This window comes from Pseudomonas sp. MYb118, from assembly GCF_040947875.1.
GTDB lineage: Bacteria > Pseudomonadota > Gammaproteobacteria > Pseudomonadales > Pseudomonadaceae > Aquipseudomonas.
The window spans coordinates 140,444-165,861 of the sequence record NZ_JBFRXN010000002.1 but is presented as its reverse complement, the minus strand read 5'-3'; the positions used below and the strand labels follow the sequence as shown (position 1 = coordinate 165,861).

Below are 25,418 nucleotides of genomic sequence, written 5' to 3'. Positions count from 1 at the left end.
GCGGGCTTGCCCGCGATGGCATTTTTCACTTCACCACATTCAAAATTCCTGCGCCCGATAAGCCCCCGGCGTCAGCCCCGTCCACTTCTTGAACGCCCGATGAAACGCCGAAGGCTCGGAAAACCCCAGTTGCTCGGCGATCTGCTGCAATGACAGATCGGCACGCCCCAGGTGATAAATCGCGATGTCCCGGCGCAACTGATCCTTCAACTCCTGAAAACTCGAACCCTCTTCGCGCAGGTGCCGGCGCAGGGTCTGCGGGCTGATGTGCAGGTGCGCGGCCACCGCTTCCAGGTCCGGCCAGCGGGCGCTGTCGCGGCTGAGCAGGCGGCGCAGGCGACTGCTCAGGCTGTCGCCGTCATCCGGGCGCGACAGCAGGTCGGCGGGGGAGCGCTCGAGGAAATGCTTGAGGGTTCGTTCATCCTGCAACAGTGGCATGTTCAGGTAGCGACTGTGGAACAGCAGGCTGCTCTGCGGCGCGCCAAACACCATGGGGCAGGGAAACATCAGGTCGTACTCGGCGCCGTGGGCGGGCTTCGGGTAGCTGAACGTCGCCTGCTCCAGGCGGATGCGTTGGCCGATCAGCCAACTGCCCAGTCGATGCCATACCACCAGTTGGCTCTCGGTGAGAAAGTGGTCCGGGTCGTGGAACTGCGAATCGTCGAGGCTCAGGCGCACCCATTCGTCTTCGCGGGTCAGGGTCAGGCGCGGACCGGTGGGGAATAGGCTATAAAACAATAAGCCACGGTGCAGTGCCCGATCGAGGTTGCGGCAGTGAATCACCGCATGGCACATCATCGCGAAGCTGCCGGTCTTGCTCGGGACCGGTCCGAAGCCGAGGTACTCGTCATCGAGCGCCAGCCACAACCCCTGAATCAGGCGGGTGAATTGTTCCGGCGCAATCCGGGCACGGGGCTCATCCAGCAGCTCGGGGCTGATGCCCAGTGAGTGCAGCAAATCCGAGCAGTCATGACCCAGGCGACGCGCGCCTCCGAGGGCGGCGCGGGCGAAATGGCTGGCGATGGTGCGTTCGCGCATAACAGGCAGATCCGTCATTGATCGACGAATGGTAATGACACCGTTTGCCGGGGGACAAGGCGGATATCCGCCAAATTGTAGGACGCGATATGAGAGATGGGCGGAAATCCGCCACTGTTTTGTAAGGAACCTGTGCCACGCTTAATGGGTAACCCCTGATGGCAAAAGGCTTACAGGCGTTTTTACAAAAGTGGCACGCCACTTGCGATACAACCGGCAGATGCCTGCCTTGGTGCAGCTCGAAAAAACAAATCCCTCCAGTGCAGGAGGGTTCGCAAATGAGGTGTCGTCGACAACAGGTGGATGTTGTCGCGGGACGCTCCTGAGGAACTTTGCAATGACGACTCGTCAGCCACTGTACAAATCCCTGTATGCCCAGGTGATCGTTGCCATCGTTATCGGCATTCTGCTCGGTCACTACTATCCTCAGCTCGGTGTGGCGGTAAAGCCACTGGGTGACGGGTTCATCAAACTGATCAAAATGGTCATCGCCCCGATCATCTTCTGCACCGTCGTCAGCGGTATCGCTGGCATGCAGAACATGAAGTCGGTCGGCAAGACCGGCGGCTACGCGCTGCTGTACTTCGAAATCGTTTCGACCATCGCCCTGATCGTCGGCCTGGTCGTGGTCAACATCGTCCAGCCGGGTAACGGCATGCACATCGACGTGACCACCCTGGATGCCTCGAAAGTGGCCCAGTACGTCTCGGCCGGTGCTGACCAGAGCGTTGTCGGCTTCATCCTGAACGTGATCCCGTCGACCATCGTTGGCGCCTTCGCCACCGGCGACATCCTGCAAGTGCTGATGTTCTCGGTGATCTTCGGTTTCGCCCTGCATCGCCTGGGTGCCTACGGCAAGCCAGTGCTGGACTTCATTGATCGCTTCGCCCACGTGATGTTCAACATCATCAACATGATCATGAAGCTCGCGCCAATCGGTGCCTTCGGTGCGATGGCGTTCACCATCGGTGCCTACGGTGTCGGCTCGCTGGTGCAACTGGGTCAACTGATGGCCTGCTTCTACATCACTTGCCTGCTGTTCATCCTGATCGTGCTGGGCGGTATCGCTCGCGCTCACGGTTTCAGCGTCCTGAAACTGATCCGCTACATCCGTGAAGAACTGCTGATCGTGCTGGGTACTTCCTCTTCGGAATCGGTACTGCCACGCATGCTGATCAAAATGGAGCGTCTGGGCGCGAAGAAATCCGTCGTGGGTCTGGTGATCCCGACCGGTTACTCGTTCAACCTCGACGGTACCGCGATCTACCTGACCATGGCGGCCGTGTTCATCGCCCAGGCGACCGACACCCACATGGACATCACTCACCAGATCACCCTGCTGGTCGTGCTGCTGCTGTCCTCCAAAGGTGCTGCTGGCGTGACCGGTAGTGGCTTCATCGTGCTGGCCGCTACCCTGTCCGCGGTAGGTCACCTGCCGGTTGCCGGCCTGGCGCTGATCCTCGGTATCGACCGCTTCATGTCCGAAGCCCGTGCCCTGACCAACCTGGTTGGTAACGCCGTTGCTACCGTTGTTGTGGCCAAGTGGGTCAAGGAACTGGACACCGACGTACTGCAGGCCGAACTGGCTTCCGGCGGTCGCGGTATCGCTGAAGAACGTGCTGAAGACGACCTGGGCGTGGCCGAAGGCCCAACCCCAAGCAGCGTCAAGTAAGCGCTGATGGTCAGGAAAAACCCGCTTCGGCGGGTTTTTTCATGCCTGCGATTTGAGCGCAACGGTCACAGTTGCTGACACTTCGGGTGATTGCTGCAATGCCCTCGGCTGCCTAGGCTTGAGCTATCGCAATGGAGGTCGCTCATGCTCGGTCCACTGGCATCGCTGAAAATTCTGGATTTCTCGACACTGCTGCCGGGGCCCTTCGCCTCGCTGTTACTGGCCGACATGGGCGCTGAGGTGTTGCGCATCGAGTCGCCCACCCGCACCGATCTGCTGCGCGTGCTGCCACCTCACGATCAGGGCGTGTCGGCGAGCCATGCCTACCTCAACCGCAACAAACGCAGCCTGGCGCTGGACCTCAAGCAACCCGAGGCCGTGGAAATCATCCAGGCCCTGTTGCAGGACTACGACATTGTTCTGGAGCAGTTCCGCCCCGGCGTGATGGAACGCCTGGGGCTGGGTTATGAAGCGCTGAAGGCAATCAACCCGAAGCTGATCTATGTGTCGATCACCGGCTACGGGCAGACCGGACCCTACCGGGATCGCGCCGGCCATGACATCAATTACCTCGCACTGGCCGGTCAGGCGAGCTACACCGGCCGCGCCGACGCCGGGCCGTTGCCGCTGGGCATGCAGGTGGCGGATGTCGCCGGTGGTTCATTGCATGCGGTCGCGGGCCTGCTGGCGGCGGTGATTTCCCGTCAGCACAGCGGGCAGGGGCAATACCTGGACGTGAGCATGACCGACTGCGCCTTCAGCCTCAACGCCATGGCCGGGGCCGGGTACCTGGCGTGCGGCGAGGAGCCGGGCCGGGAAACCCAGGTGCTCAATGGCGGCAGCTTCTATGACTATTACCGCTCCCGGGACGGGCGCTGGCTGTCGGTGGGCAGCCTGGAGCCGGCCTTCATGAAGCAACTTTGCACGGCGCTGGGGCTGGAGGAACTGGCGGCCCTGGGCCTGTCGCCACAGCCGGCGCGGCAAAGGCAGCTCAAGGAGGCATTGAAGACCGAGTTCGAGAAGCACGACTTTGCCGAATTGTGCGCGTTGTTTGCCGAGCTGGATGCCTGTGTCGAACCGGTACTCAGCCTGGGGGAGGCGGTGCAGCATCCGCAATTGCAGGCCCGGCAGGTGGTGACCCAGGTGCCGCGGGGGGATGGTTCGAGCCAGGCGCAGATGGCGTGCCCGCTGAAGTTCTCAGGTGGGTTGCCTGAGCCTCGGCATATCGGGGCGGGTCTGGGGGAGCACACGGCTCAGGTGTTGGGGGAACTGGGGTTCAGTGAGCAGCGGATTGCGCAGCTGCGGGGGGCCAAAGTAATTCTTTAGAGACTGCACCGGCCCCATCGCGGGCAAGCCCGCTCCTACAGGGATCTATGGCGTTCACAAAACCCCTGTAGGAGCGGGCTTGCCCGCGATGGGGCCAGTCCAGCCACCACAAAAACCAGTTACTCCACCCGCATCTCCCCACTGAACACCAGTGTATTGCGGCACCGCCGGCACAGATACCGCCGCCCCTGGCGCACCAGGCTGTGGCGCTGGGCCGAAAAGGGGAAGTCGCTGTCGGCGCACGGGCACTTGTAGATGTAGCGGGTCACGCTGCGACGCTTGACGTCATAGGTGTGGCAACGGTTGGGCGGCAGTTCGTACACGCCGCGCATGATCAGTTGCCACTCCTCGCCGTGGGGCTGGATGCGATCACCGAACAGCTGATGGGCGATCAGGTGCGCCACCTCATGGGCCACGGTCTGCTTGAGAAAGTCTTCGGTGTTTTCCCGGTACAACTGCGGATTGAAGCGCAGCAGGTTCTCGTGCAGATGCGCGACACCGGCTTTTTGCCCGCGCAGCTTGAGGCTGACCACCGGGCGTTTGAATGTTCGTTTGAAAAAGGATTCGGCTTGCAGGAAACAGTCTTCGACGCGGGTGTTGAGTTGCTCGGGCATGCTTGATGGATCTCCAGAGACGTCGAGTATGCCGCAAGCGTTGGGTCTTGCGAATCGCCAAGGCGCCGAATGGTCATGACGCCACAGGGTATTGCAGACAGTAGAAGGCCGCCTTGCGGCGGCCTGTATTGGCAGATCTTCTTATTGGGTGACGTGTCGCTAATTGGTATAGACCGGCCCCACGCCGAGCCCCCAGACGATGACCGTGAACGCCATGATGGCCACGAGTACGACCAGGCCGACGGCGAGTACCGAGCTTGAAAACAGGAAACCCTCGTCCGATGGAATGTTCATGAAGGTAGGCAGCCCCACATACAGCAGGTACACCGTGTAGCAGATGGCCGCCGTCCCGACGATCATCCCCAGCCACATGTGCGGGTACAGTGCCGCGAGGCCGCCGATGAACAGCGGGGTCGCGGTATAGGTCGCAAAGGCAACGCAGCGGGCCAGGCTCGGATTGGCATCATAGGTGCGCGCCATCCAGTGGATGAATGCGCCCATGACGGCAACGCCAGCGAGCATCGCCAGGTACGACATGATCGTCATCCATAGCGCGCTTTCCATCGTCAGCATCACCGGTGGCCGGTTACCGATGACCCAGCCGACCTGCGTGGTGCCGATAAACGCCGACACGGCGGGGATCGCCGCGAGAATCAGCGTGTGGGTCAGGTACATGTGGCTGATGCTTTCCTCCTGGTCGCCACGGATTTCTTTCCATTCCTGGTCGGGGTGGGTGAAGAGCCCCACTACGTGATGGATCATGCCAGTCACTCCTCTTGTTTTTACCGTCGCCCCCCAGTGGAGCGCTTACAGGCCAAGGCGGCCAGGTAAGAAAGGTCTGGATATCTATGCGACCTTATGTCGCAGTATAGAAAGGACTTACCCGTGATGGTGCAGGGGGGTTAGAGCAAATCGCGCTGTAAACATGACTGTTAATCGCCGTCGGATCTGTCACAAGACATTTTTATGGCAACTCACACAGCAGACAGAGAGCGCTTCGCCAGCCCGGCGTTTATGCGTAAAATGCCGGCCTTTCGTCACACCTCACGGATTTCGCGTCATGGGCACTCTCTCGGTCAACCAGAACAAACTGCAAAAGCGCCTTCGCCGGCTGGCCGGTGAGGCCGTCACCGATTTCAACATGATCGAAGACGGCGACAAGGTCATGGTCTGCCTGTCCGGTGGCAAGGACAGCTACACCATGCTTGATGTGCTGATGCACTTGCAGAAGGTTGCGCCGATCAAGTTCGAGATCGTCGCCGTGAACATGGACCAGAAGCAGCCGGGCTTTCCCGAGGACGTGCTGCCGGCCTACCTGAAGACCCTGGGTATCGAATACCACATCGTCGAGAAGGACACCTACTCGGTGGTCAAGGAACTGATCCCGGAGGGCAAGACCACTTGCTCGCTGTGCTCGCGCCTGCGTCGCGGCACGCTCTACACCTTCGCCGACGAAATCGGCGCGACCAAGATGGCCTTGGGGCATCATCGCGATGACATCGTCGAGACGTTCTTCCTCAATATGTTCTTCAACGGCTCGCTCAAGGCCATGCCGCCCAAATTGCGCGCCGACGACGGCCGCAACGTGGTGATCCGCCCGCTGGCCTACTGCAACGAGAAAGACATCCAGGCCTACTCGGACTTCAAGCAATTCCCGATCATCCCGTGCAACCTCTGTGGTTCCCAGGAAAACCTGCAGCGTCAGGTGGTCAAGGAAATGCTCGTGGACTGGGAGCGCAAGACGCCGGGCCGCACCGAGAGCATTTTCCGCAGCCTGCAGAACGTGATCCCGTCGCAACTGGCCGACCGCAACCTGTTCGACTTCACCAGCCTGAAGATCGACGAAACCGCGGCTTCGCGCTTCGTCAACGTTGTGAATCTCTGATCAAACACCCCAGGAGAGGGCATGCGCGATTACAAGTGGCTGAACGAATACTGCCTGAACCGCTTCGGTTCGGCGGCTGAACTGCAAGCCCATCTGCCTGTTCCCAATACCCCGGCGCAATTGCGCGACATCACTGACGATCGCTACCTCTCGACCATGGCCCTGCGGGTGTTTCGCGCAGGGCTCAAGCACAGCCTGGTGGATGCCAAGTGGCCGGCCTTCGAGGAAGTGTTTTTCCGTTTCGACCCGGAAAAGGTCGTGCTGATGAGCGCCGAACACCTGGAGCGCCTGATGCAGGACGCGCGGATCATCCGCCACCTGGGCAAACTCAAGAGCGTGCCGCGCAATGCGCAGTTCGTGCTGGACGTGGCCCATGAGCAGGGCAGCTTCGGTAACTTGATCGCCGACTGGCCGGTGACCGACATCGTCGGCCTGTGGACCCTGCTGAAAAAACGCGGCAGCCAGTTGGGCGGGTTGTCGGCACCGCGCTTCCTGCGCATGGTCGGCAAGGACACCTTCGTCCCGAGCTACGACGTGGTCGCGGCGCTCAATGCGCAGAAGATCATCGACAAAGTCCCCACCAGCCTGCGCGACCTGGCCCTGGTGCAGGACGTCTTCAACCAGTGGCACGAAGAAAGCGGCGGGCGGGCGATGAGCCAGATTTCGATGATGTTGGCTTATACCGCCAATCACTGATCCCTGTAGGAGCGGGCTTGCCCGCGATGGCGGTATGTCTGACACATTGATGCTGGATGTGCCGCCGCCATCGCGAGCAAGCTCGCTCCTACAGGGTGGCTGTCAGGCGACAGAGACCTGCCCTTCACCCGCCAGCTTGCGGTTCAACTGATGCCGCCACCGCACATACAGCAGCGCCGAGCAGAACACCGCCAGGCTCGCGCCCATCTCCAGCAGGCCGAACAGTTGCCGGTTGGGGTCGTAGGCCGCCAGTGCGCCCTTGATGAAATACAGGTTCACCGCAAAGCACATCCATGAATGCCCACGCGGGCTGCCCATGAGCATGCCGGGTGCCAGCACCAGTAACGGCACCAGCTCGATCAGCAGGATCACCCACGGCCGGGCGCCGTGCAGGTTGGCCACCAGCAGGTAGTAGACGCACAGCAATCCCACCAGGCCGAAAAAGCACAGCAGGGCGATGATGCGCATGGCTCGCACGCGGGGTTCGAGCCATTCGAGGGCGGGCAGGACCTTGGGCTTTCTGGCCATCCTCAGTTCCCCAGTTTCTGCGCGGTCTTGGCCAGGCGCATGCCCAGCGCGCGGCACAGCGCCACTTCGTGGGAATCCAGGCCGCTTTTGCCGTCGGCGCCGGCGTGGTGGCTGGCGCCATACGGCGTGCCGCCGCCCTGGGTTTCCAGCAGGGCCGATTCGCTGTAGGGCAGACCGGTAATGAGCATGCCGTGGTGCAGCAGTGGCAGCATCATCGACAGCAGCGTGGTTTCCTGGCCGCCGTGCAGGCTGGCGGTGGAGGTGAATACGCCCGCCGGTTTGCCCACCAGGGCGCCGGTCAGCCACAGGTTGCTGGTGCCGTCGAGGAAGTACTTGAGCGGCGCCGCCATGTTGCCGAAGCGCGTCGGGCTGCCGAGGGCCAGGCCGGCGCAGTTTTTCAGGTCATCGAGGCTGGCGTACAACGCACCTTCGTCGGGAATGTCCGGGGCCACTGCTTCACACTCGGTCGAAATCGCCGGCACGGTGCGCAGGCGCGCTTCCATCCCGGCCTGCTCGACACCCCGGGCAATCTGCCGGGCCATCTCGTTGGTCGAGCCGCTGCGGCTGTAATACAACACCAGGATGTACGGCGCACTCATGGCAGCAGTTCCAGGATCTGCTCCGGCGGACGGCCGATGACGGCCTTGTCGCCGACGGCGAGGATCGGCCGCTCCATGAGTTTGGGGTGCGCGGCAATGGCGGCGATCAACTGCGCTTCGCTCAGGGATGCGTCGGCGAGGTTGAGGGTTTTGTATTCGTCTTCGCCGGTGCGCAGAATCTGCCGGGCGCCGAGGCCGAGCTTTTTCAGCAGGCTCTGGATTTGCGCGGCGTCCAGCGGCTCATCGAGGTAGCGGACCACGGTCGGGGTCAGGCCACGGGCTTCGAGCAGTTCCAGCGCGCCACGGGATTTCGAGCAGCGCGGGTTGTGATAAAGCGTCAGATCGGTCATGTGCGGGTCGCATTTGGCGTATGGTGGCGGCTATTCTAACTGTGCAGCGCGCAATCCTGAACCTTGGGAGGCGATGGGTCGCAGGCGCATTCCATTTTGAACAAGGATTACGACATGACAAGGCGATTGGCAGCGGCATTCGCGATTTTCGCAGCGCTGATGCTGGGGGGCTGCGGCAACGATTACGGGATCGACCAGAACGGCCAGAAAGTCGCGGCCGAGCGCCTGGACAAACAGTGGCTGGTGCTCAATTACTGGGCCGAGTGGTGTGGTCCATGCCGCACCGAGATACCGGAACTCAATACCCTGGCCGAGCAATTGAAAGGCAAGAAAATCGGCGTGTTCGGGGTCAACTTCGACAACGTGCAGGGTGAAGAGCTCAAGGGCGCCAGTGAAAAACTCGGTATCAAATTCACCGTGCTGGCCCAGGACCCCAGCGAGATTTTCGACTTGCCGCGCAGTGAGGCGCTACCGGTGACCTACATCATTGATAACAAGGGCAAGGTGCGCGAACAGTTGATGGGTGAACAGACCGCAGCGGGCGTCATGGCCAAGCTGGAAGCGCTGCAAGCCACCAACTGACAGGGGGAGGGCCCACTTGAACAAGTGGGCCTTTGGGAAAAGGGTTCAACCCTCTTCGAGCCACCAGCGCAGCGGCTTGCCTTCGGCCGGCCAGAAGCGCATCTGGTCGATGGCCGACACATCCCAGCGCTGCACACCCTCCAGTGCCTGGAGGAAGCGCTTTTCCTGCTCCATGAGCGCGGGTGCGCACAGTTTGCGGGTGCTGCCGATCTTGCCGAAACTCAGCTTGTCACCGTCGAGCGTGTAGGGTGCGAACCAATGGTTGCAGCCACCGCTGCCATAGGCCCGGCCGTCTTCGCCGAGGGTGATGGTCAGGTGGCTGTAGTCCATCAACGGCCGCTCACCGATCCATTCCAGGATGTAGCTGCGGTTCTGTTGCAGTTGCACCGGCTCGGCGGCGCAGCCCAGCAGGCTGGCACCGACCATCACGGTCAGGGCAAGGCGTTTCATCACGCAGGCTCCTGGCATTTCGGGCACAGGTGCTTGTCGCCAACGCTTTTCCAGCCCAGCTCGGCAATCCGCGCGGTGGCGGCTGGCCTTTCAGCCTTGTTGCCCAGCTTGGCGTCGACCGCGAACTCGAAGCTCAGCTCTTTGGCGCAGCTGTCGCAGTTGACCTTCCAGGTGTGGATCGCCAATTCGCCGAACACCGGGCCACTGGCCACCGCGACCCATTGGCCGGGCGGGTTGATCAGGTGGCGAACGGTTTCGACGGTCAGGCGCATGGACAGGTCCTTGGCGCCCTTGAGGGTCACGACCAGCACGTCATTGTTGCGAATCGAGCCACCGTTGCCGGTGACTTGATAACGCCCCGGCACCAGGGCGCGGCATTCGGTGAGGGTGTGTTGCGGGTTCATCAGGTTATAGCGGAAATCGTGTTCGACCATGGGTCCTCCAAATCTGCGCGGAATGCTAGCACGGACATCATTGCAGCACTGCGCGCAGAAGCGACCTTCGATCAGGTTGAGGCTACATCCACCTGATTTTGCGGGTTGCCTTCGGCCCATGCGGCAATATTTTGCAAAGTAGTCATGGCAATTGCCGCCAGCGCCTCGCGGGTCAGGAAGGCCTGGTGCGCCGTGACGATCACGTTGGGGAAGGTCAGCAGCCGTGCCAGCACATCGTCCTGCAACGGCAGATCGGAGCGGTCTTCGAAGAACAGTTGGGCTTCTTCTTCATAGACATCCAGCCCCAGGTAACCCAGCAGCCCGTCCTTCAGGGCGTCGATCAGCGCTGGCGTGTCCACCAGGCCGCCGCGCCCGGTGTTGATCAGCATGGCGCCGGGTTGCATGTGCGCCAATGACTCACTGTTGATCAAGTGCTTGCTTTGCGCGTTCAGCGGGCAATGCAGGCTGATGATCTGCGACTCGGCGAGCAACTGCGGCAGGTCCATGTACCGCGCGCCGAGGGCCTGGACCTCGGGATTGGGGTAGGGGTCGTAGGCCAGCAGCTGGCAGCCGAAACCGTGCATGATTTTCGCGAAGGTCGCGCCGATCTGCCCGGTGCCGACCACCCCGACGGTCTTGCCCACCAGATCGAAACCGGTCAGCCCGTGAAGGGTGAAATCACCTTCGCGGGTGCGGTTGTAGGCACGGTGCAAGCGCCGGTTGAGGGCCAGGATCAGCGCCACCGCATGCTCGGCCACGGCATGGGGCGAGTAGGCCGGGACCCGTACGATCGTCAGCCCCAGGCGCCTGGCCACGGCCAGGTCGACATGGTTGTAACCGGCCGAGCGCAGGGCGATCAGGCGCGTGCCGCCAGCGGCCAGGTGTTCGAGCACCGGAGCGCTGAGGTCATCGTTGATGAACGCGCAGACCACCTCGAACTGGTCGGCCAGCGCCACGGTGTCCAGGCTCAGCCGCGCCGACTGGAAATGCAGCTCGATACCGGCGGGAAGGTCGACGCCCAGAAAACTGTCGCGGTCGTAGTTCTGGCTGCTGAAAAGAATCGTACGCATGAGAACTCCTTAGGGGAAAACGGCAGACCTGTAGGAGCGAGCTTGCTCGCGATGAGGACATCACATTCAGCATCTGTGGTGCCTGACACAACGCATCGCGAGCAATCGAGCGTCGACCGGCTGCTCCTACAGGTTTCGGTTTGATCACGCATTGATCCGCGCATGGGCCGCCAGCCGATTGATCGCCCGGTCGAGGTCTTCCAGCGCGACGGAGGCTTTCGGGTCCTGCTGCTTGAGCAGGGTTTCGCTGCGTTGGCAGGCGGCGCGCAGTTGCGGCACGCCGCAGTAGCGGGTCGCGCCATGCAGGCGATGCACCCGTTCGATCAACGCGGTGTGATCATGGGTTTCCCGGGCGATGCGGATGGCTTCACGGTCGGCTTCCAGCGACGCCAGCAGCATGGCCAGCATGTCCGCCGCCAGATCTTCCTTGCCGGCGGCCAGGCGCAGGCCTTCTTCAGCGTCCAGCACCTGCAGCTCCTGGCCGTTGCCGTGGCTGTCGTGGGTACGTTCCGGCCCTTGATTACGCAAGGCCAGGCCGGTCCACTTCAAGACCACCTGGGCCAGTTGCCGCTCACTGATCGGCTTGGTCAGGTAATCGTCCATGCCGCTTTGCAGCAGTGCGCGCTTTTCGTTGGCCATGGCGTGGGCCGTGAGCGCCACGATCGGCAGCGGCGTGCTATGCCGTTCACTTTCCCACTGGCGGATACTCTCAGTGCTCTGGCGCCCGTCCATGCCGGGCATCTGCACGTCCATCAATACCAGGTCGAAGGTTTCGCTCTGCACGGCCTTCACCGCCGCGTAGCCGCTTTCCACCGCGAGCACCTTGGCGCCCAGGTCTTCGAGCAGGGTTTGCACCAGCAGCAGGTTGGCCGGGTTATCGTCCACGCACAGCACTTTCGGCGCACGGCTACTCACCGGCTCGCCTGGCTCGCTGCGCTGCTGGCGCGGGTTGACAAGGTCGGACAGGGACCGGCGCAGCTTGCGGGTGCAGGCCGGTTTGGCCTGAAGCTGGCTGTGGGGGTTGGGGACCGACAGGTGAAACAGCGTCTGTTCGGTGGTCGGGCACAGCACCAGGACCTTGCAGCCCAGGTGTTCGAGGTCCCAGATGTGTTGGTTGAGGCGCTCGGGCGGCAGGTCGTTGCTGGTGATCCCGAGCACGGCAAGGTCGATGGCCTGATCGGTCTGGTGTGCGCCCATCACGCCGTTGGTCAACCGTTCCAGGGTGTTGAACGGCGTGACCTCCAAGCCACAATCCTCCAGTTGATGTTGCAGTGCCTGGCGCGCCAGCTCGTGGTTTTCCAGGACGGCGACCCGACGTCCGAGCAGTGGCGCGGCAGGCAGGTCTTCGGCGTCGTCACGGGTTTTCGGCAGGCTCAGGCTGATCCAGAATTCCGAACCTTCCCCCGGCGTGCTGTCGACGCCGATCTCGCCGCCCATCTGTTCGATCAGGCGCTTGGAAATCACCAGGCCCAGGCCGGTGCCGCCGGGCTGGCGAGAAAGCGAATTGTCAGCCTGGCTGAACGCCTGGAACAACGCACGCACGTCTTCGTTGGACAGGCCGATGCCGGTGTCCTGAATGCTGATACGCAGTTGCACGCTGTCTTCGTGTTCGTCTTCGAGCATGGCGCGGGCGACGATGGTGCCTTCGCGGGTGAACTTGATCGCGTTGCTCACCAGGTTGGTGAGGATCTGCTTGAGTCGCAGCGGGTCGCCCACCAGCGACAGCGGCGTATCGCGATACACCAGGCTCACCAGTTCCAGTTGCTTGGCGTGGGCGGCGGGGGCGAGGATGGTCAGGGTGTCCTGGAGCAGGTCGCGCAGATTGAACGGAATATGGTCGAGCACCAGCTTGCCGGCCTCGATTTTCGAGAAGTCGAGGATCTCGTTGATGATCCCCAGCAGGCTGTCGGCAGACTTTTCGATGGTGCCCAGGTAATCGAGCTGGCGCGGGGTCAGCTCGCTTTTCTGCAACAGGTGGGTGAAGCCGAGGATGCCGTTGAGCGGTGTGCGGATTTCATGGCTCATGTTGGCCAGGAACTCGGATTTGATCCGGCTCGCCTCCAGGGCCTCCTTGCGCGCCAGGTCCAGCTCGATGTTCTGGATTTCGATGGTTTCCAGATTCTGCCGCACGTCTTCGGTGGCCTGGTCGATGCTGTGCTGCAATTCTTCCTGAGCATTCTGCAGGGTGCCGGCCATACGATTGATGCCGGACGCCAGTTCATCCAGCTCCTGACTGCCCAGCGGCGGCAGGCGGGTTTCCAGATGACCGTCCTTGAGTTGCGCTACTGCCTGCTGGATCTGGCTCAGCGGACGGTTGATCGTGCGGCCCATGCGCAAGGCCAGCAACGCCGCACCGGCCAGCCCGGCGCCGATCAGCAGCAGGCTGGCGAACAGGCTGCGATAGCCGCGCAACAGCATGCCGTTGTGTGACAGTTCGAGTTCGACCCAGCCGAGCATGCGCTCGGATTCCTCGGGAATCACTTCACCGGCCAGGTTGCGGTGTTTGCCGAACACCGGCAGCAGATAGCGGGTGGCATCGTTGCCGCTGCGTCGCAACATTTGCGAGCCACTGCCAAAGGGCGCCTGATTGAGCATGGTCGGGCCGGCATGGGCCAGCGGCGTGCGGTCGGGGGCGAGGAAGGTCACCGCGCGCACGTCGGTGGTTTCCAGGGACTGGGTGGCGATGCGTTCCAGCAGGTCGGTGTCCTTGTTGCCCATGGCCGGGGCGACGAGGGGAGCGAGCTGTTCGGCGATCATTTCGCCGCGCTGCATGAGTTGGGTTTGCAGGTCCGACTGCTGCATCCAGGTGAAATAGCCGCCCAGCACCAGGGCCATCAGGCTGGTCGGAAGCAAGGTCAACAGCAGCACGCGGCCTTTAATTCCCAGTTTCTTGAGCACGCAACTCTCCTGCATCCAGCCATTTGAGGAACCTGCGCGCACATCCGGTACGCGCCACCTGCGCAGTGTAGCGATTTGCTTGCGGGCAATCTTCGTAAAATTGATGTCGCCATTCGTCGGGCCGCTCGACACACGAGTGCCACGATCCAACCTTGGCTTGCCCCTGGCGAGGCAATCTTTAATAATTGCCAACTGAGAATTATTTGCAGATAGTCATGACTCCCAGCACTGTTGGCCATCCCCGAATCCTCTCCATCGAAGACGACCTGGTGCTCGGTGCCTATGTGCATGAGCAACTGGGCCGCAGCGGCTTTCAGGTCACCTGGTGCCAGAACGGCCAGGAAGGCCTGGCGATGGCCCGCCAGAACACCTTCGACGTGGTGTTGATGGACATTCTCTTGCCAGGCCTCAATGGCCTGTCGGTGCTGACCGAATTGCGCCAGAGCCATTCCACGCCGGTGCTGCTGATGTCGGCCCTGGGCGCCGAGGCGGATCGCATCAGTGGCTTTCGCCTCGGCGCCGACGATTATCTGCCCAAGCCTTTCAGCATGGCCGAATTGCACGTACGCATCGAAGCGATCCTGCGCCGTGTCGCGCTGGACCGGCGGCCGGCGGTCGCCCCGGTGGTGCAGGCGGCGGTGGACAGTCTGCGGTTCGACGAGGAATGCTTCGAAGTGTTCTTCGGCGAGCAGGCGGCCGGCCTGACCCGCAGTGAATATCGCCTGCTCGACACCCTCAATCGCAACGGCGATGAAGTGTTGAGCAAGGCCTTCCTTTATCAGCATGTATTGCAGCGCGGTTATGCGGCTCACGACCGCAGCCTGGACATGCACATCAGCCAGATCCGCCGCAAGCTCAAGGCCATCGGCTACACCGAGCGTGAAGTGCGCACGGTCTGGGGCAAGGGCTACGTGTTGAGTGCCGACCATGAAGTGGGCTGATCTGCCGGGGCGCCATTCATTGTTCTGGAAACTGGCCTGCCTGCTGGTGGCGTTCTGTCTGCTGATGATCTGGCTGAGCTGGTCCTGGGGCCGCTACATGGAGCAGCGCAACCAGTTTCTTTCGGACGAAGCCCGCGGCACCCTGACGCGTTACGCCGCCGAAGCCGAGCAGGCGTGGCTGCAAGGCCAGAGCGATGGCGTCGATGCCTGGCTTGAGGGCATGCGCAAGCGCGAACGCGGATGGTCCGGCGTGATCAGCGGTGATTTGCAGTCGTTGAGCAACCAGCCGCTGACCGATCGACAGATCGAACGCCTGACCTTCCTGCGCGGCCTCGACTGGCCGATCCACAAGAACAACCTGCCCTGGATGCGCGTGCCGTTCCCCGGCGATCCTTCGGCCGGCAGCCTGGTGATCGAACTGCCCAAGCGCTTCCAGCCCGGGCGCTACCAGATGTTCTGGCGCGTGATCACCAATGGCGTCATCCCCGGCTTGTTCACGCTGCTGTTGTGCGTGGGCCTGTATCGGCTGCTGGTGGTGCCGCTTAATCAATTGCGCGAGCAGGCCAACGCCTGGCGTGCCGATCAATTGGGCGTGCGTCTGTCGCGTCGTACCACCAACCGCAGCGATGAACTGGGCGAGTTGGGGCGTGCCTTCGATCACATGTCCGAACGCCTGCAAAGTACCGTGGCCCTGCAACAGCAACTGCTGCGCGACCTGTCCCATGAACTGCGCACGCCCTTGAGCCGCCTGCGCGTGGCCAGTGAAGGCGAGCAGAACCTTGCGCAACTGCGCGAGCGCATCGGCCGCGAAGTCGACGGCATGCAGCGCCTGGTCGAAGACACCCTGCAACTGGCCTGGCTCGACACCGAGCGCGCGCCGTTGCCTGACGAAGCGATCCAGGTCCAGGCGCTGTGGGAAATGCTCACGGAAAACGCCTGCTATGAAAGTGCTTGCCCACCCGGTCGCCTGCAGTGCCTGGTGGACTCTTCCTGCTGGGTGCGTGGCAACCTCAACACCCTGGCCCAGGCCCTGGAAAACATCCTGCGCAACGCCATCCGCCACTCGCCGACGGGCGGCATCGTGCGCCTGGATGGCCGGCGCGACGGTAACTTCTGGCATCTGTGGCTGGAAGACGAGGGCGGCGGGGTGGCCGAACAGGACCTGGAACGCATCTTCTCCCCCTTCATCCGCCTCGACGGCTCGCGCCCGGGCAACGGCGGCTTCGGCCTGGGCCTGAGCATTGCCCGCAACGCGGTACAACGCCAGGGCGGGCAACTGTGGGCCGAGAACACCGGCAGCGGGTTGCGCCTGAACATGCGCCTTTTAGCCGAGGGCGAGGTTGCTGCTGATGGCGTCATCGCGAGCAAGCCCGCTCCCACAAATTTCGTGAACGCCACCCACCCGCTGTAGGAGCGAGCTTGCTCGCGATGAGCCTGAAAGCGCCACCGTTTTCCTGACACCCCTCGCGAGCAGGCTCGCTCCCACAGGTTTTACAATCGCTTATTCCCATAAGCCATAAGCACCACACTTTGCGTGATATGGCCTGCCCACGTTTGCCGGTATGATAGGCGCCCCCGCAGTCTGGATTGCGAATACGCCATGACCTTGCAGTACCCAACCATCGCCGATTGCGTCGGCAACACTCCGCTGGTCCGTTTGCAGCGCCTGCCTGGCGCCACCAGCAACACCCTATTGCTCAAGCTTGAAGGGAACAACCCGGCAGGTTCGGTCAAGGACCGTCCGGCGCTGTCGATGATCACCCGTGCCGAGTTGCGCGGGCAGATCCACGCCGGCGATACGTTGATCGAAGCGACCTCGGGCAACACCGGGATCGCCCTGGCGATGGCCGCCGCGATCAAGGGCTACAAGATGATCCTGATCATGCCGGACAACTCCAGCGCCGAACGCAAGGCGGCCATGACCGCCTATGGTGCCGAGCTGATCCTGGTCACCCAGGAAGAAGGCATGGAAGGTGCCCGCGATCTCGCCCAGCGTATGGAAGCCGAAGGCCATGGCAAGGTGCTGGACCAGTTCGCCAACGGCGACAACCCCGAGGCGCACTACACCACCACCGGCCCGGAAATCTGGCGCCAGACCCAGGGCACCATCACCCACTTCGTCAGCTCGATGGGCACCACCGGTACCATCATGGGCACGTCGCGTTACCTGAAAGAACAGAACGAAAACATCCAGATCCTCGGCTTGCAGCCAATGGAAGGCGCGTCGATCCCGGGCATCCGCCGCTGGCCGCAGGAATACCTGCCGAAGATCTACCAGGCCGATCGCGTGGATCGCATCATCGACATGGCACAAAGCGAAGCCGAAGACGTGACCCGTCGCCTGGCTCGCGAAGAAGGCATCTTCTGTGGCGTGTCCTCGGGCGGTGCCGTGGCCGGCATGCTGCGCCTGTCCAAAGAAGTTGAGAACGCGGTGATCGTCGCGATCATCTGCGACCGTGGCGACCGTTACCTGTCGACCGGCATATTCGACGCGCCCAACTGATGGCCAAACATGAGAGAGGCCTGCGCTTCCAGCCCACCGGCGGTAGCAAGGCCGCGCAAATCCCGACCGGCAAAAAGCAGCGCTTGACCATCGAGCGCCTGTCCAATGACGGTCGTGGCATAGCGTTTTTCGAAGGCCGTACCTGGTTCGTCCTCGGCGCCCTGGCTGGCGAGGAAGTCGAGGCGCGGGTGCTGGGTGCCCACGGCAAAGTGGTCGAGGCGCGCACTGAGCGGGTGTTCAGCGCAAGCGACCTGCGTCGTCCGGCACCGTGCAAGCATGCCGGGCGTTGCGGTGGTTGCAGTGTCCAGCATCTGCCCCACGACGAACAGCTTGCCCTGAAACAGCGCATGCTCGCCGAGCAATTGTCCAGGGTCGCAGGCGTCGAGCCTGAAGAGTGGGCGGCGCCGTTGACCGGTGCCGAGTTCGCCTACCGTCGTCGCGCCCGCGTGGCGGTGCGCTGGGACGCCAAGGCGAAAAACCTCGAAGTCGGTTTTCGTGCGGCCGGCAGCCAGGACATCGTCGCCATCGACGAATGCCCGGTGCTGGTACAGCCCTTGCAGCCGATCATGACGCGCCTGCCGGAAATGTTGCGACGCTTGAGCAAGCCGCAGGCCTTGGGTCACGTGGAACTGTTCAGCGGTTCGAAACTGGCGGTGTTGCTGCGGCACATGGCGCCGTTGTCCGACGCTGACATGACCATCCTCAAGGATTTCTGCACCTTCCATGAAGCGCAATTGTGGCTGCATGGCGAGGGCGAGCCGCAACCGGTAGACGCCGATCAGTCGTTGGGCTATCGCCTGGAACAATGGGACCTGGAACTGGCCTACCGGCCAGGTGACTTCGTCCAGGTCAACGCGGCGGTCAACGAGGCGATGGTTGCCCAGGCGCTGGAGTGGTTGCAGCCGACAGCGGATGAACGTGTTCTGGATCTATTCTGTGGTTTGGGCAACTTCGCCTTGCCGCTGGCCCAGGCCGTTCGTGAAGTGGTGGCGGTCGAGGGTGTACAGGCGATGGTCGATCGGGCTGCCGCGAACGCCGCGAGTAACAATCTGCATAATGCGACGTTTTTTCAGGCCGATTTATCCCAGCCTTTGACCAATGCCGAATGGGCGCGCGAAGGCTTTTGTGCGGTACTCTTGGACCCACCGCGTGACGGCGCTATCGAGGTGGTGCGCAAGCTCAGGACGCTAGGCGCCGAACGGTTGGTGTACGTGTCGTGCAACCCTGCAACTCTGGCGCGCGATACGGTCGAATTGATCAAGCAGGGCTACCGGTTAAAACGTGCCGGGATTCTCGATATGTTTCCTCAGACGGCACATGTCGAGGCCATGGCGTTATTTGAAGCGAGCTAGGAAGGCTCGTCTGGTCCGCTGACCCGCCCGCGCAGCACGCGTCTTGCCCCGCGCGTGCCGCGGCAACGAAGGTCAGCGATTTGACGCATTGAATCTGCGTCGTAGGGAAGGTAAAGCAAGATGGTACAGGTGAGAGCACACCAGCCGATCAACACCGACGGCAGTATCAATCTCGAGGCTTGGCTCGATCATGCGGTCAGTGTCGACATGGCACTGGATCGCGAAGCCTTGAAAGACGCGTGCGAGTTCGCCCGCGAATCCGAACAACAGGCCAATGCGGCAAAGAACCTGTGGTCCGAAGGGACCTCGAGTTTCAGCACGGGCCTTGAGATCGCGGAGATTCTCGCCGACCTCAAACTCGATCAGGACTCCCTGGTCGCAGCCGTCCTGTACCGTGGCGTGCGCGAAGGGCAGATCGCATTGCCCGCCGTGAGCCAGCGTTTCGGTCCGGTGGTGGCCAAGCTGATCGACGGCGTGCAGCGCATGGCGGCGATCAGCGACAGCCTGAGTCCGCGCAAATCCATGGTAATGGGCACCCAGGGCCAGGTGGAAAACCTGCGCAAGATGCTCGTGGCCATGGTCGACGACGTGCGCGTCGCGCTGATCAAGCTGGCCGAACGCACCTGCGCGATCCGCGCGGTGAAAACCGCCGACGACGAGAAACGCAACCGCGTTGCCCGCGAGGTCTTCGACATTTATGCGCCCCTGGCGCATCGCCTGGGTATCGGTCACATCAAGTGGGAGCTGGAGGATCTGTCCTTCCGCTACCTCGAACCCGATCAGTACAAACAGATCGCCAAGCTGCTGCATGAGCGGCGCCTGGATCGCGAACGTTTCATCAGCGACGTGATGAGCCAGCTGAAAAACGAGTTGCAGGCCACCGGCGTCGAGGCCGACATCAGCGGCCGGGCCAAACACATCTATTCGATCTGGCGCAAAATGCAGCGCAAGGGTCTGGAGTTCAGCCAGATCTACGACGTGCGCGCGGTGCGTGTGCTGGTGCCGGAGATGCGCGACTGCTACACCGCGCTCGGCATCGTCCACACCCTGTGGCGACACATCCCGAAAGAATTCGACGACTACATCGCCAACCCGAAAGAGAACGGCTACCGTTCGCTGCACACCGCCGTGATCGGGCCCGAGGGCAAGGTGCTGGAAGTGCAGATCCGCACCCACTCCATGCACGAGGAAGCCGAGCTGGGCGTTTGCGCGCACTGGCGCTACAAGGGCACCGACGTCAAATCCAGCTCCAACCACTACGAAGAGAAAATCTCCTGGCTGCGTCAGGTGCTCGAGTGGCACGAAGAGTTGGGCGACATCGGCGGCCTGGCCGAACAGCTGCGCGTCGATATCGAGCCGGACCGGGTCTACATCTTCACCCCCGACGGCCACGCCATCGACCTGCCCAAGGGCGCCACGCCGCTGGACTTCGCCTATCGCGTGCACACCGAGATCGGCCACAACTGCCGTGGCGCGAAGATCAACGGGCGCATCGTGCCGCTCAACTACAGCCTGCAAACCGGCGAGCAGGTGGAGATCATCACCAGCAAGCACGGTACGCCGAGCCGCGACTGGTTGAACCCGAACCTGGGCTACATCACCACGTCCCGGGCGCGGGCGAAGATCGTCCACTGGTTCAAGTTGCAGGCCCGTGACCAGAACGTCGCGGCCGGCAAGACCCTGCTCGAACGCGAACTCAATCGCCTCGGCCTGCCGGCGGTGGATTTCGAGAAGCTGGCCGACAAGGCCAACATGAAAACCGCCGAGGACCTGTTCGCCGCCCTCGGTGCCGGCGACCTGCGCCTGGCGCAACTGGTGAACCTGGCGCAGCAACTGGTCGAGCCGGAGCGCGGCAACGAGCAGTTGGAGCTGATCCCGCGCAAGGCCAGCGGCTACAAGCCGGGCAAGCGCGGCGACATCCAGATCCAGGGCGTCGGCAACCTGATGACGCAAATGGCCGGCTGCTGCCAGCCGCTGCCGGGGGACGCGATCGTCGGCTACATCACCCAGGGCCGTGGCGTCAGCATCCACCGTCAGGACTGCGCCTCGGTGCTGCAACTGGCCGGGCGCGAGCCGGAGCGGATCATCCAGGTCAGCTGGGGCCCGGTGCCGGTGCTCACCTATCCTGTGGACATCGTCATCCGTGCCTACGATCGCTCGGGCCTGCTGCGGGACGTCTCCCAGGTGCTGCTCAACGAGCGCATCAACGTGCTCGCGGTCAACACCCGCTCGAACAAGGAGGACAACACCGCGCTGATGTCCCTGACCATCGAGATCCCGGGGCTGGACGCACTGGGGCGGTTGCTGGGCAGGATTTCCCAGCTGCCCAACATCATCGAGACGCGGCGTAACCGAACCCCTTGATGAGGCTGATCGGCACCAACTGTGACTCAATGTGGGAGCGAGCCTGCTCGCGATGAGGGCGTATCAGTCAACTTCAATGGCGACTGATGCACCGCCTCGCGAGCAGGCTCGCTCCCACGATTTGGATTTGTGGTGAGAATGAATGATGTACAGCCTTGAAGACCTGCTGCACCTGATGAGCCGTCTGCGCGACCCGCAGTTCGGTTGCCCCTGGGACATCAAGCAAACCTACGCCACCATCGTCCCGCACACCCTCGAGGAAGCCTACGAGGTCGCTGACGCCATCGAGCGTGGCGACTTCGATCACTTGCAGGGCGAGTTGGGCGACCTGCTGTTCCAGGTGGTTTATTACAGCCAGCTGGCCCGGGAAGAAGGGCGTTTCGAGTTCGCCGGCGTCATCGACAGCATCACCCGCAAGCTGATCCGTCGTCACCCGCACGTGTTCCCCACCGGCGACCTGTATGCGCCGCTGGATGTGCCACGCCTGAGCGAAGAGCAGGTCAAGCAGCGCTGGGAAGAGATCAAGGCCGAGGAGCGCGCCGAAAAGTCTGCGGCGCCGCAGCAACTGTCCTTGCTCGACGACGTGCCCGCTGCACTGCCGGCGTTGTCCCGCGCGGCCAAGCTGCAAAAGCGCGCAGGGCAGGTCGGGTTCGATTGGCCCGACGCGTTGCCGGTGCTGGACAAGGTGCGCGAAGAGCTCGACGAAATCCTCGAAGCGATGGCCGATAACGATCCGGCGGCGGTGGCCGATGAAGTCGGTGACCTGCTGTTTTCGGTGGTCAACCTGGCGCGTCATTTGAAAGTCGACCCGGAAACCGCGCTGCGCGGCGCCAATGGCAAGTTCGAAAGACGCTTCCGTTTTATCGAACAGGCATTGCGCGACACCCACCGACCCATGGAAGATTGCACCCTCGAAGAGTTGGACGCCCTGTGGGGCGAAGCCAAACGTCAGGAAAAGAATTTGCCCAGCTGCGGTTGAGCAGCGGCCCAAGTGAGAAACAAGCACCATGAGCATTTCCCTTCGCGACCAGTTGCTCAAAGCAGGGCTGGTCAACCAGAAGCAGGCCAAGCAGGTCGGCAAAGAGAAGCAGAAGCAGCAGCGCCTGGCCCACAAGGGGCAGATCGAACTCGATGACTCGCAGCAGCGTGCCGCCCAGGAAGCCAAGGCCGAGAAGGTCAAGCGCGACCAGGAGCTGAACCGCCAGCAGCAGGAGAAGGCTGAGGCCAAGGCCCGTGTCGCGCAGATCAAGCAACTGATCGAAGCCACGCGCCTGCCGAAGCTGACCACCGAGGACTACTACAACTTCGTTGACGACAAGAAGGTCAAGCGCCTGTCCGTCAACGCGCTGATGCGCAACAAGCTCAGCAACGGCTCGCTGGCGATCGTCCACCATGCCGGCGGTTACGAAGTGATCCCCCGTGAAGCGGCCCTGAAGATCCAGGAACGCGACCCGCAGCGCATCGTGCAGATGAACGTGCAGACCGAAGAGGCGGCGGCTGAGGACGATCCGTACGCAGCCTTCCAGATCCCTGACGATCTGATGTGGTAAGCCTGCCGGTATAACAACAAACCCCGCTCATGGCGGGGTTTGTCGTTTTCAATGCTGTGCATGGATCAGGCGGAGCGCAGCTCGCGTTGGCGCTCCTGCAGTTCCAGTTCGGCCTTGTAGTTGTGGGCATCCATCTCGTTGTGGAACATCCCGACCAGCAAGTCTTGTTGATGCACGTCCCAGATCCGGATACCGGCGGCTACGCCTTCATGGGACATGTGTGAATCGTCGCGTTCAGTTACTTTTACAGTCATCTGCTAGCTCCAATCTCTGTTATCTGCAGCAAGGCGTGTGCAGGACTCTGTTATAGAATTTGATAGCCAGCTAAGTAAACGCGCGAAACTGGTAAAGATTCATTGCGAAATTCGCAACAGTGCTGCAGCCCGCGAAATCCGCGACATTCGGTCGCAGGGCGATTGGTTGCATGACAAAAGCTTCATGTTTTTGCGCAGGATTTTCATCAGCGCACACCCATTCCTGTGGGAGCGAGCCTGCTCGCGATGCGATCTGTGTCTGTAAAACCGCTATCGCGAGCAGGCTCGCTCCCACAGTGGAGAGGCCGCATCGTATTTTCTTCAGGCAAAAAAAACGCCCCGAACCAGTCGGGGCGTTTTCAGGTACGGCTCAGCGGCGAATTACTTGCCAGCCCAGCGCTTGAGTACCAGCGTTGCGTTGGTGCCACCGAAACCGAAGCTGTTGCTCATCACGGTGTCGATCTTGGCGTTTTCCTGGGTCTTGGTCAGGACTGGCAGGTCAGCCACTTCAGGGTCCAGTTCGTCGATGTTGGCGGAGCCGGCAATGAAGTTGCCTTCCATCATCAGCATGCAGTAGATCGCTTCGTGAACGCCGGCGGCGCCCAGGGAGTGACCCGACAGGCTCTTGGTGGAGCTGATGGCCGGAGCCTTGTCGCCGAACACTTCACGCACACCTTTCATTTCCGCGACGTCGCCGACCGGGGTCGAGGTGCCGTGGGTGTTCAGGTAGTCGATCGGGGTGTCGACGGTGGACAGCGCCTGCTGCATGCAGCGGATCGCGCCTTCGCCACTTGGGGCAACCATGTCGTAGCCGTCGGAAGTCGCGCCGTAGCCAACGATTTCCGCGTAGATCTTCGCGCCGCGGGCCAGAGCGTGTTCCAGCTCTTCGACCACGACCATGCCGCCACCGCCGGCGATGACAAAACCGTCACGGTCGGCATCGTAGGCGCGGGAGGCTTTTTCCGGAGTGTCGTTGCGCTTGCTGGACAGGGCGCCCATGGCGTCGAACAGGAACGACTGGCTCCAGTGCTCTTCTTCACCGCCGCCGGCGAACACGATGTCCTGCTTGCCCATCTGGATCTGTTCCATGGCGGTACCGATGCAGTGAGCACTGGTGGCGCAGGCAGAAGCGATGGAGTAGTTCAGGCCCTTGATCTTGAACGGGGTGGCCAGGCACGCGGAAACGGTGCTGCTCATGGTCCGCGTTACGCGGTATGGGCCGACGCGCTTCACGCCTTTCTCGCGCAGGATGTCCAGCGCTTCCATCTGGTTGAGCGTGGACGCGCCACCGGAACCGGCGATCAGGCCGGTACGCGGATTGGACACTTGCTCTTCGGTCAGGCCGGAATCGGTGATGGCGTCTTTCATGGCCAGGTAGGCGTAAGCCGCTGCATGGCCGACGAAACGATAGATCTTGCGATCGATCAGTTCTTCAAGGTTGAGGTCGATGGAGCCGGAAACCTGGCTACGCAGACCCATTTCGGCATATTCCGGGTTGAACCGGATGCCCGGGCGGCTTGCACGCAGGTTAGCGGAGACGGTCTCTTTGTCATTGCCCAGGCACGAAACGATGCCCAGACCAGTGATAACGACGCGGCGCATGCGGATAACCCTTAGAAGTTGTCAGTGGAGGTGAAAACGCCGACCCGGAGGCCTTCGGCGGTGTAGATCTCGCGACCGTCGACAGTCACCGAACCATCGGCGATGGCCAGGTTCAGCTTGCCCTTGAGGACGCGTTTGATATGAATGTTATAGGTGACTTTCTTGGCGGTCGGCAGGACCTGACCGAAGAACTTCACTTCGCCCGAACCGAGGGCGCGGCCGCGGCCCGGCAAACCTTGCCAGCCGAGGAAGAAACCGACCAGCTGCCACATGGCGTCGAGGCCCAGGCAACCTGGCATCACCGGGTCACCTTCGAAGTGACAGGCGAAGAACCACAGGTCCGGATTGATATCCAGCTCGGCGACCAATTCACCTTTGCCGTACTTGCCGCCTTCCTCGCTGATCAGGGTGATGCGATCAACCATCAGCATGTTCGGGGCGGGCAGTTGCGCGTTACCTGGGCCGAACAGCTCACCGCGACTGCAGCGCAGCAGGTCTTCCCGGGTAAAGGCGTTTTGTTTGGTCATGCGAGCTCCTCAATAATCCCATGCGGCAGGTGGGGCAAATCTTCCCGGCCGATCGAAGCGTTCATGCCTCGAGTCGGCAGCCTACTCATAGACTATTGCGTTGTAGTGAAAGTCACAGCACCAAGGACATGAATGTACACTTGTGCACTGAAATTATTATTCAAGCCCCTTTTCGAGGCTATT

General features: G+C 62.0%; 25 protein-coding genes. 12 read left to right on the top strand and 13 right to left on the bottom strand.

The genetic code is table 11. The features are described from left to right. Positions 1-39 precede the first annotated feature (39 nt). Positions 40-1,038 carry an AraC family transcriptional regulator gene (locus ABVN20_RS06570; RefSeq protein WP_368554729.1) on the bottom strand — a complete coding sequence of 333 codons (999 nt, stop codon included), beginning with the start codon at positions 1,036-1,038 and terminating at the stop codon, positions 40-42. Between the two features lie 337 nt (positions 1,039-1,375). On the opposite strand from ABVN20_RS06570, the gene ABVN20_RS06565 reads away from it, so the two are divergent. Together ABVN20_RS06565 and ABVN20_RS06560 are read left to right on the top strand one after the other, a co-directional pair. Continuing rightward, positions 1,376-2,710: a dicarboxylate/amino acid:cation symporter gene (locus tag ABVN20_RS06565; protein WP_368554728.1), complete on the top strand. Its 1,335-nt coding sequence runs from the start codon at positions 1,376-1,378 to the stop codon at positions 2,708-2,710. Positions 2,711-2,854: 144 nt separating this feature from the next. Further along, positions 2,855-4,036, top strand: a complete 1,182-nt coding sequence (locus ABVN20_RS06560; protein ID WP_368554727.1) for a CaiB/BaiF CoA transferase family protein — start codon at positions 2,855-2,857, stop codon at positions 4,034-4,036. A 119-nt stretch (positions 4,037-4,155) separates the two neighbouring features. Here ABVN20_RS06560 and ABVN20_RS06555 read toward each other — a convergent pair whose 3' ends face one another. Together ABVN20_RS06555 and ABVN20_RS06550 are read right to left on the bottom strand one after the other, a co-directional pair. Next, complete coding sequence (locus ABVN20_RS06555) at positions 4,156-4,650, bottom strand: SprT family zinc-dependent metalloprotease (protein WP_368554726.1); 495 nt, start codon at positions 4,648-4,650, stop codon at positions 4,156-4,158. Positions 4,651-4,809: 159 nt separating this feature from the next. Then, positions 4,810-5,412, bottom strand: a complete 603-nt coding sequence (locus ABVN20_RS06550; protein WP_368554725.1) for a Yip1 family protein — start codon at positions 5,410-5,412, stop codon at positions 4,810-4,812. A gap of 298 nt (positions 5,413-5,710) precedes the next feature. Here ABVN20_RS06550 and ttcA point away from each other — a divergent pair, with 298 nt between their 5' ends. Both ttcA and ABVN20_RS06540 read left to right on the top strand, forming a co-directional pair. Then, positions 5,711-6,535, top strand: a complete 825-nt coding sequence (gene ttcA, locus ABVN20_RS06545) for a tRNA 2-thiocytidine(32) synthetase TtcA (protein WP_368554724.1) — start codon at positions 5,711-5,713, stop codon at positions 6,533-6,535. Between the two features lie 21 nt (positions 6,536-6,556). Further along, entirely contained in the window at positions 6,557-7,231 is a 675-nt protein-coding gene (locus ABVN20_RS06540) for a DNA-3-methyladenine glycosylase I (RefSeq protein WP_368554722.1), read from the top strand. Positions 7,232-7,333: 102 nt separating this feature from the next. Here the strand turns inward: ABVN20_RS06540 and ABVN20_RS06535 are convergent, their stop codons facing one another. From ABVN20_RS06535 to arsC, 3 genes are read right to left on the bottom strand one after another with little or no spacing between them, the layout of a single operon-like run. Then, the gene (locus ABVN20_RS06535; protein WP_368554721.1) at positions 7,334-7,759 is read right to left on the bottom strand and encodes a DUF2069 domain-containing protein; all 426 of its coding nucleotides are present in this window, start codon (positions 7,757-7,759) and stop codon (positions 7,334-7,336) included. A 2-nt stretch (positions 7,760-7,761) separates the two neighbouring features. Further along, a complete protein-coding gene (gene wrbA / locus ABVN20_RS06530; RefSeq protein ID WP_368554719.1) occupies positions 7,762-8,358 on the bottom strand; it encodes an NAD(P)H:quinone oxidoreductase in 597 nt (198 codons plus the stop codon). Next, on the bottom strand, positions 8,355-8,708 hold the full coding sequence (gene arsC / locus ABVN20_RS06525) for an arsenate reductase (glutaredoxin) (RefSeq protein ID WP_368554718.1): 354 nt from the start codon (positions 8,706-8,708) through the stop codon (positions 8,355-8,357). The genes wrbA and arsC overlap by 4 nt, the downstream gene beginning before the upstream one ends. A 114-nt stretch (positions 8,709-8,822) precedes the next feature. Here arsC and ABVN20_RS06520 point away from each other — a divergent pair, with 114 nt between their 5' ends. Further along, positions 8,823-9,290 (top strand): TlpA disulfide reductase family protein, encoded by a 468-nt coding sequence (locus ABVN20_RS06520; RefSeq protein WP_368554717.1) that lies wholly within the window; start codon positions 8,823-8,825, stop codon positions 9,288-9,290. Between the two features lie 45 nt (positions 9,291-9,335). On the opposite strand, the gene ABVN20_RS06515 is transcribed toward ABVN20_RS06520, so the two are convergent. The 4 genes from ABVN20_RS06515 to ABVN20_RS06500 all read right to left on the bottom strand — a co-directional run bounded on the left by ABVN20_RS06515 (position 9,336) and on the right by ABVN20_RS06500 (position 14,142). Further along, on the bottom strand, positions 9,336-9,740 hold the full coding sequence (locus ABVN20_RS06515; RefSeq protein WP_368554716.1) for an META domain-containing protein: 405 nt from the start codon (positions 9,738-9,740) through the stop codon (positions 9,336-9,338). Then, a complete protein-coding gene (locus tag ABVN20_RS06510; protein WP_368554715.1) occupies positions 9,740-10,174 on the bottom strand; it encodes a hypothetical protein in 435 nt (144 codons plus the stop codon). The genes ABVN20_RS06515 and ABVN20_RS06510 overlap by 1 nt, the downstream gene beginning before the upstream one ends. A gap of 71 nt (positions 10,175-10,245) precedes the next feature. Next, the gene (locus ABVN20_RS06505) at positions 10,246-11,244 is read right to left on the bottom strand and encodes a 2-hydroxyacid dehydrogenase (RefSeq protein ID WP_368554714.1); all 999 of its coding nucleotides are present in this window, start codon (positions 11,242-11,244) and stop codon (positions 10,246-10,248) included. Positions 11,245-11,388: 144 nt separating this feature from the next. After that, a complete protein-coding gene (locus tag ABVN20_RS06500; RefSeq protein ID WP_368554712.1) occupies positions 11,389-14,142 on the bottom strand; it encodes a response regulator in 2,754 nt (917 codons plus the stop codon). Positions 14,143-14,357: 215 nt separating this feature from the next. On the opposite strand from ABVN20_RS06500, the gene ABVN20_RS06495 reads away from it, so the two are divergent. The 7 genes from ABVN20_RS06495 to ABVN20_RS06465 all read left to right on the top strand — a co-directional run bounded on the left by ABVN20_RS06495 (position 14,358) and on the right by ABVN20_RS06465 (position 22,852). After that, positions 14,358-15,083 carry a response regulator transcription factor gene (locus tag ABVN20_RS06495; protein WP_368554710.1) on the top strand — a complete coding sequence of 242 codons (726 nt, stop codon included), beginning with the start codon at positions 14,358-14,360 and terminating at the stop codon, positions 15,081-15,083. Beyond that, positions 15,070-16,494, top strand: a complete 1,425-nt coding sequence (locus tag ABVN20_RS06490) for a histidine kinase sensor domain-containing protein (RefSeq protein ID WP_368554709.1) — start codon at positions 15,070-15,072, stop codon at positions 16,492-16,494. Before ABVN20_RS06495 ends, ABVN20_RS06490 begins: the two co-directional genes overlap by 14 nt. A gap of 189 nt (positions 16,495-16,683) precedes the next feature. Further along, on the top strand, positions 16,684-17,586 hold the full coding sequence (cysM, locus tag ABVN20_RS06485) for a cysteine synthase CysM (protein WP_368554708.1): 903 nt from the start codon (positions 16,684-16,686) through the stop codon (positions 17,584-17,586). Beyond that, entirely contained in the window at positions 17,586-18,938 is a 1,353-nt protein-coding gene (rlmD, locus tag ABVN20_RS06480) for a 23S rRNA (uracil(1939)-C(5))-methyltransferase RlmD (protein ID WP_368554707.1), read from the top strand. Before cysM ends, rlmD begins: the two co-directional genes overlap by 1 nt. Before the next feature lie 120 nt (positions 18,939-19,058). Further along, positions 19,059-21,302 (top strand): GTP diphosphokinase, encoded by a 2,244-nt coding sequence (relA, locus tag ABVN20_RS06475; RefSeq protein WP_368554706.1) that lies wholly within the window; start codon positions 19,059-19,061, stop codon positions 21,300-21,302. 145 nt (positions 21,303-21,447) lie between these two features. After that, on the top strand, positions 21,448-22,281 hold the full coding sequence (gene mazG, locus ABVN20_RS06470; protein WP_368557673.1) for a nucleoside triphosphate pyrophosphohydrolase: 834 nt from the start codon (positions 21,448-21,450) through the stop codon (positions 22,279-22,281). Between the two features lie 28 nt (positions 22,282-22,309). Beyond that, positions 22,310-22,852: a DUF2058 domain-containing protein gene (locus ABVN20_RS06465; protein ID WP_368554705.1), complete on the top strand. Its 543-nt coding sequence runs from the start codon at positions 22,310-22,312 to the stop codon at positions 22,850-22,852. A gap of 65 nt (positions 22,853-22,917) precedes the next feature. Here ABVN20_RS06465 and ABVN20_RS06460 read toward each other — a convergent pair whose 3' ends face one another. The 3 genes from ABVN20_RS06460 to fabA all read right to left on the bottom strand — a co-directional run bounded on the left by ABVN20_RS06460 (position 22,918) and on the right by fabA (position 25,235). Continuing rightward, positions 22,918-23,106 carry a hypothetical protein gene (locus ABVN20_RS06460; RefSeq protein WP_368554704.1) on the bottom strand — a complete coding sequence of 63 codons (189 nt, stop codon included), beginning with the start codon at positions 23,104-23,106 and terminating at the stop codon, positions 22,918-22,920. Positions 23,107-23,487: 381 nt separating this feature from the next. After that, positions 23,488-24,708 (bottom strand): beta-ketoacyl-ACP synthase I, encoded by a 1,221-nt coding sequence (fabB, locus tag ABVN20_RS06455; protein WP_368554703.1) that lies wholly within the window; start codon positions 24,706-24,708, stop codon positions 23,488-23,490. 11 nt (positions 24,709-24,719) lie between these two features. After that, on the bottom strand, positions 24,720-25,235 hold the full coding sequence (gene fabA, locus ABVN20_RS06450; RefSeq protein WP_003227150.1) for a 3-hydroxyacyl-[acyl-carrier-protein] dehydratase FabA: 516 nt from the start codon (positions 25,233-25,235) through the stop codon (positions 24,720-24,722). Between the last annotated feature and the right edge of the window lie 183 nt (positions 25,236-25,418).

Excerpts from the sequence above, each read along its gene's own strand:
- wrbA (WP_368554719.1), bottom strand. The coding sequence starts at position 8,358 with ATGAGTGCGCCGTACATCCTGGTGTTGTATTACAGCCGCAGCGGCTCG.
- rlmD (WP_368554707.1), top strand. The coding sequence starts at position 17,586 with ATGGCCAAACATGAGAGAGGCCTGCGCTTCCAGCCCACCGGCGGTAGC.
- mazG (WP_368557673.1), top strand. The coding sequence starts at position 21,448 with ATGTACAGCCTTGAAGACCTGCTGCACCTGATGAGCCGTCTGCGCGAC.
- ABVN20_RS06510 (WP_368554715.1), bottom strand. The coding sequence starts at position 10,174 with ATGGTCGAACACGATTTCCGCTATAACCTGATGAACCCGCAACACACC.
- fabA (WP_003227150.1), bottom strand. The coding sequence starts at position 25,235 with ATGACCAAACAAAACGCCTTTACCCGGGAAGACCTGCTGCGCTGCAGT.
- ABVN20_RS06550 (WP_368554725.1), bottom strand. The coding sequence starts at position 5,412 with ATGATCCATCACGTAGTGGGGCTCTTCACCCACCCCGACCAGGAATGG.
- ABVN20_RS06560 (WP_368554727.1), top strand. The coding sequence starts at position 2,855 with ATGCTCGGTCCACTGGCATCGCTGAAAATTCTGGATTTCTCGACACTG.
- ABVN20_RS06540 (WP_368554722.1), top strand. The coding sequence starts at position 6,557 with ATGCGCGATTACAAGTGGCTGAACGAATACTGCCTGAACCGCTTCGGT.
- ABVN20_RS06490 (WP_368554709.1), top strand. The coding sequence starts at position 15,070 with ATGAAGTGGGCTGATCTGCCGGGGCGCCATTCATTGTTCTGGAAACTG.
- ABVN20_RS06535 (WP_368554721.1), bottom strand. The coding sequence starts at position 7,759 with ATGGCCAGAAAGCCCAAGGTCCTGCCCGCCCTCGAATGGCTCGAACCC.
- arsC (WP_368554718.1), bottom strand. The coding sequence starts at position 8,708 with ATGACCGATCTGACGCTTTATCACAACCCGCGCTGCTCGAAATCCCGT.
- relA (WP_368554706.1), top strand. The coding sequence starts at position 19,059 with ATGGTACAGGTGAGAGCACACCAGCCGATCAACACCGACGGCAGTATC.
- ABVN20_RS06465 (WP_368554705.1), top strand. The coding sequence starts at position 22,310 with ATGAGCATTTCCCTTCGCGACCAGTTGCTCAAAGCAGGGCTGGTCAAC.
- ABVN20_RS06495 (WP_368554710.1), top strand. The coding sequence starts at position 14,358 with ATGACTCCCAGCACTGTTGGCCATCCCCGAATCCTCTCCATCGAAGAC.
- ABVN20_RS06520 (WP_368554717.1), top strand. The coding sequence starts at position 8,823 with ATGACAAGGCGATTGGCAGCGGCATTCGCGATTTTCGCAGCGCTGATG.
- ABVN20_RS06570 (WP_368554729.1), bottom strand. The coding sequence starts at position 1,038 with ATGCGCGAACGCACCATCGCCAGCCATTTCGCCCGCGCCGCCCTCGGA.
- ABVN20_RS06565 (WP_368554728.1), top strand. The coding sequence starts at position 1,376 with ATGACGACTCGTCAGCCACTGTACAAATCCCTGTATGCCCAGGTGATC.
- ttcA (WP_368554724.1), top strand. The coding sequence starts at position 5,711 with ATGGGCACTCTCTCGGTCAACCAGAACAAACTGCAAAAGCGCCTTCGC.
- cysM (WP_368554708.1), top strand. The coding sequence starts at position 16,684 with ATGACCTTGCAGTACCCAACCATCGCCGATTGCGTCGGCAACACTCCG.
- ABVN20_RS06505 (WP_368554714.1), bottom strand. The coding sequence starts at position 11,244 with ATGCGTACGATTCTTTTCAGCAGCCAGAACTACGACCGCGACAGTTTT.
- fabB (WP_368554703.1), bottom strand. The coding sequence starts at position 24,708 with ATGCGCCGCGTCGTTATCACTGGTCTGGGCATCGTTTCGTGCCTGGGC.
- ABVN20_RS06460 (WP_368554704.1), bottom strand. The coding sequence starts at position 23,106 with ATGACTGTAAAAGTAACTGAACGCGACGATTCACACATGTCCCATGAA.
- ABVN20_RS06555 (WP_368554726.1), bottom strand. The coding sequence starts at position 4,650 with ATGCCCGAGCAACTCAACACCCGCGTCGAAGACTGTTTCCTGCAAGCC.
- ABVN20_RS06515 (WP_368554716.1), bottom strand. The coding sequence starts at position 9,740 with ATGAAACGCCTTGCCCTGACCGTGATGGTCGGTGCCAGCCTGCTGGGC.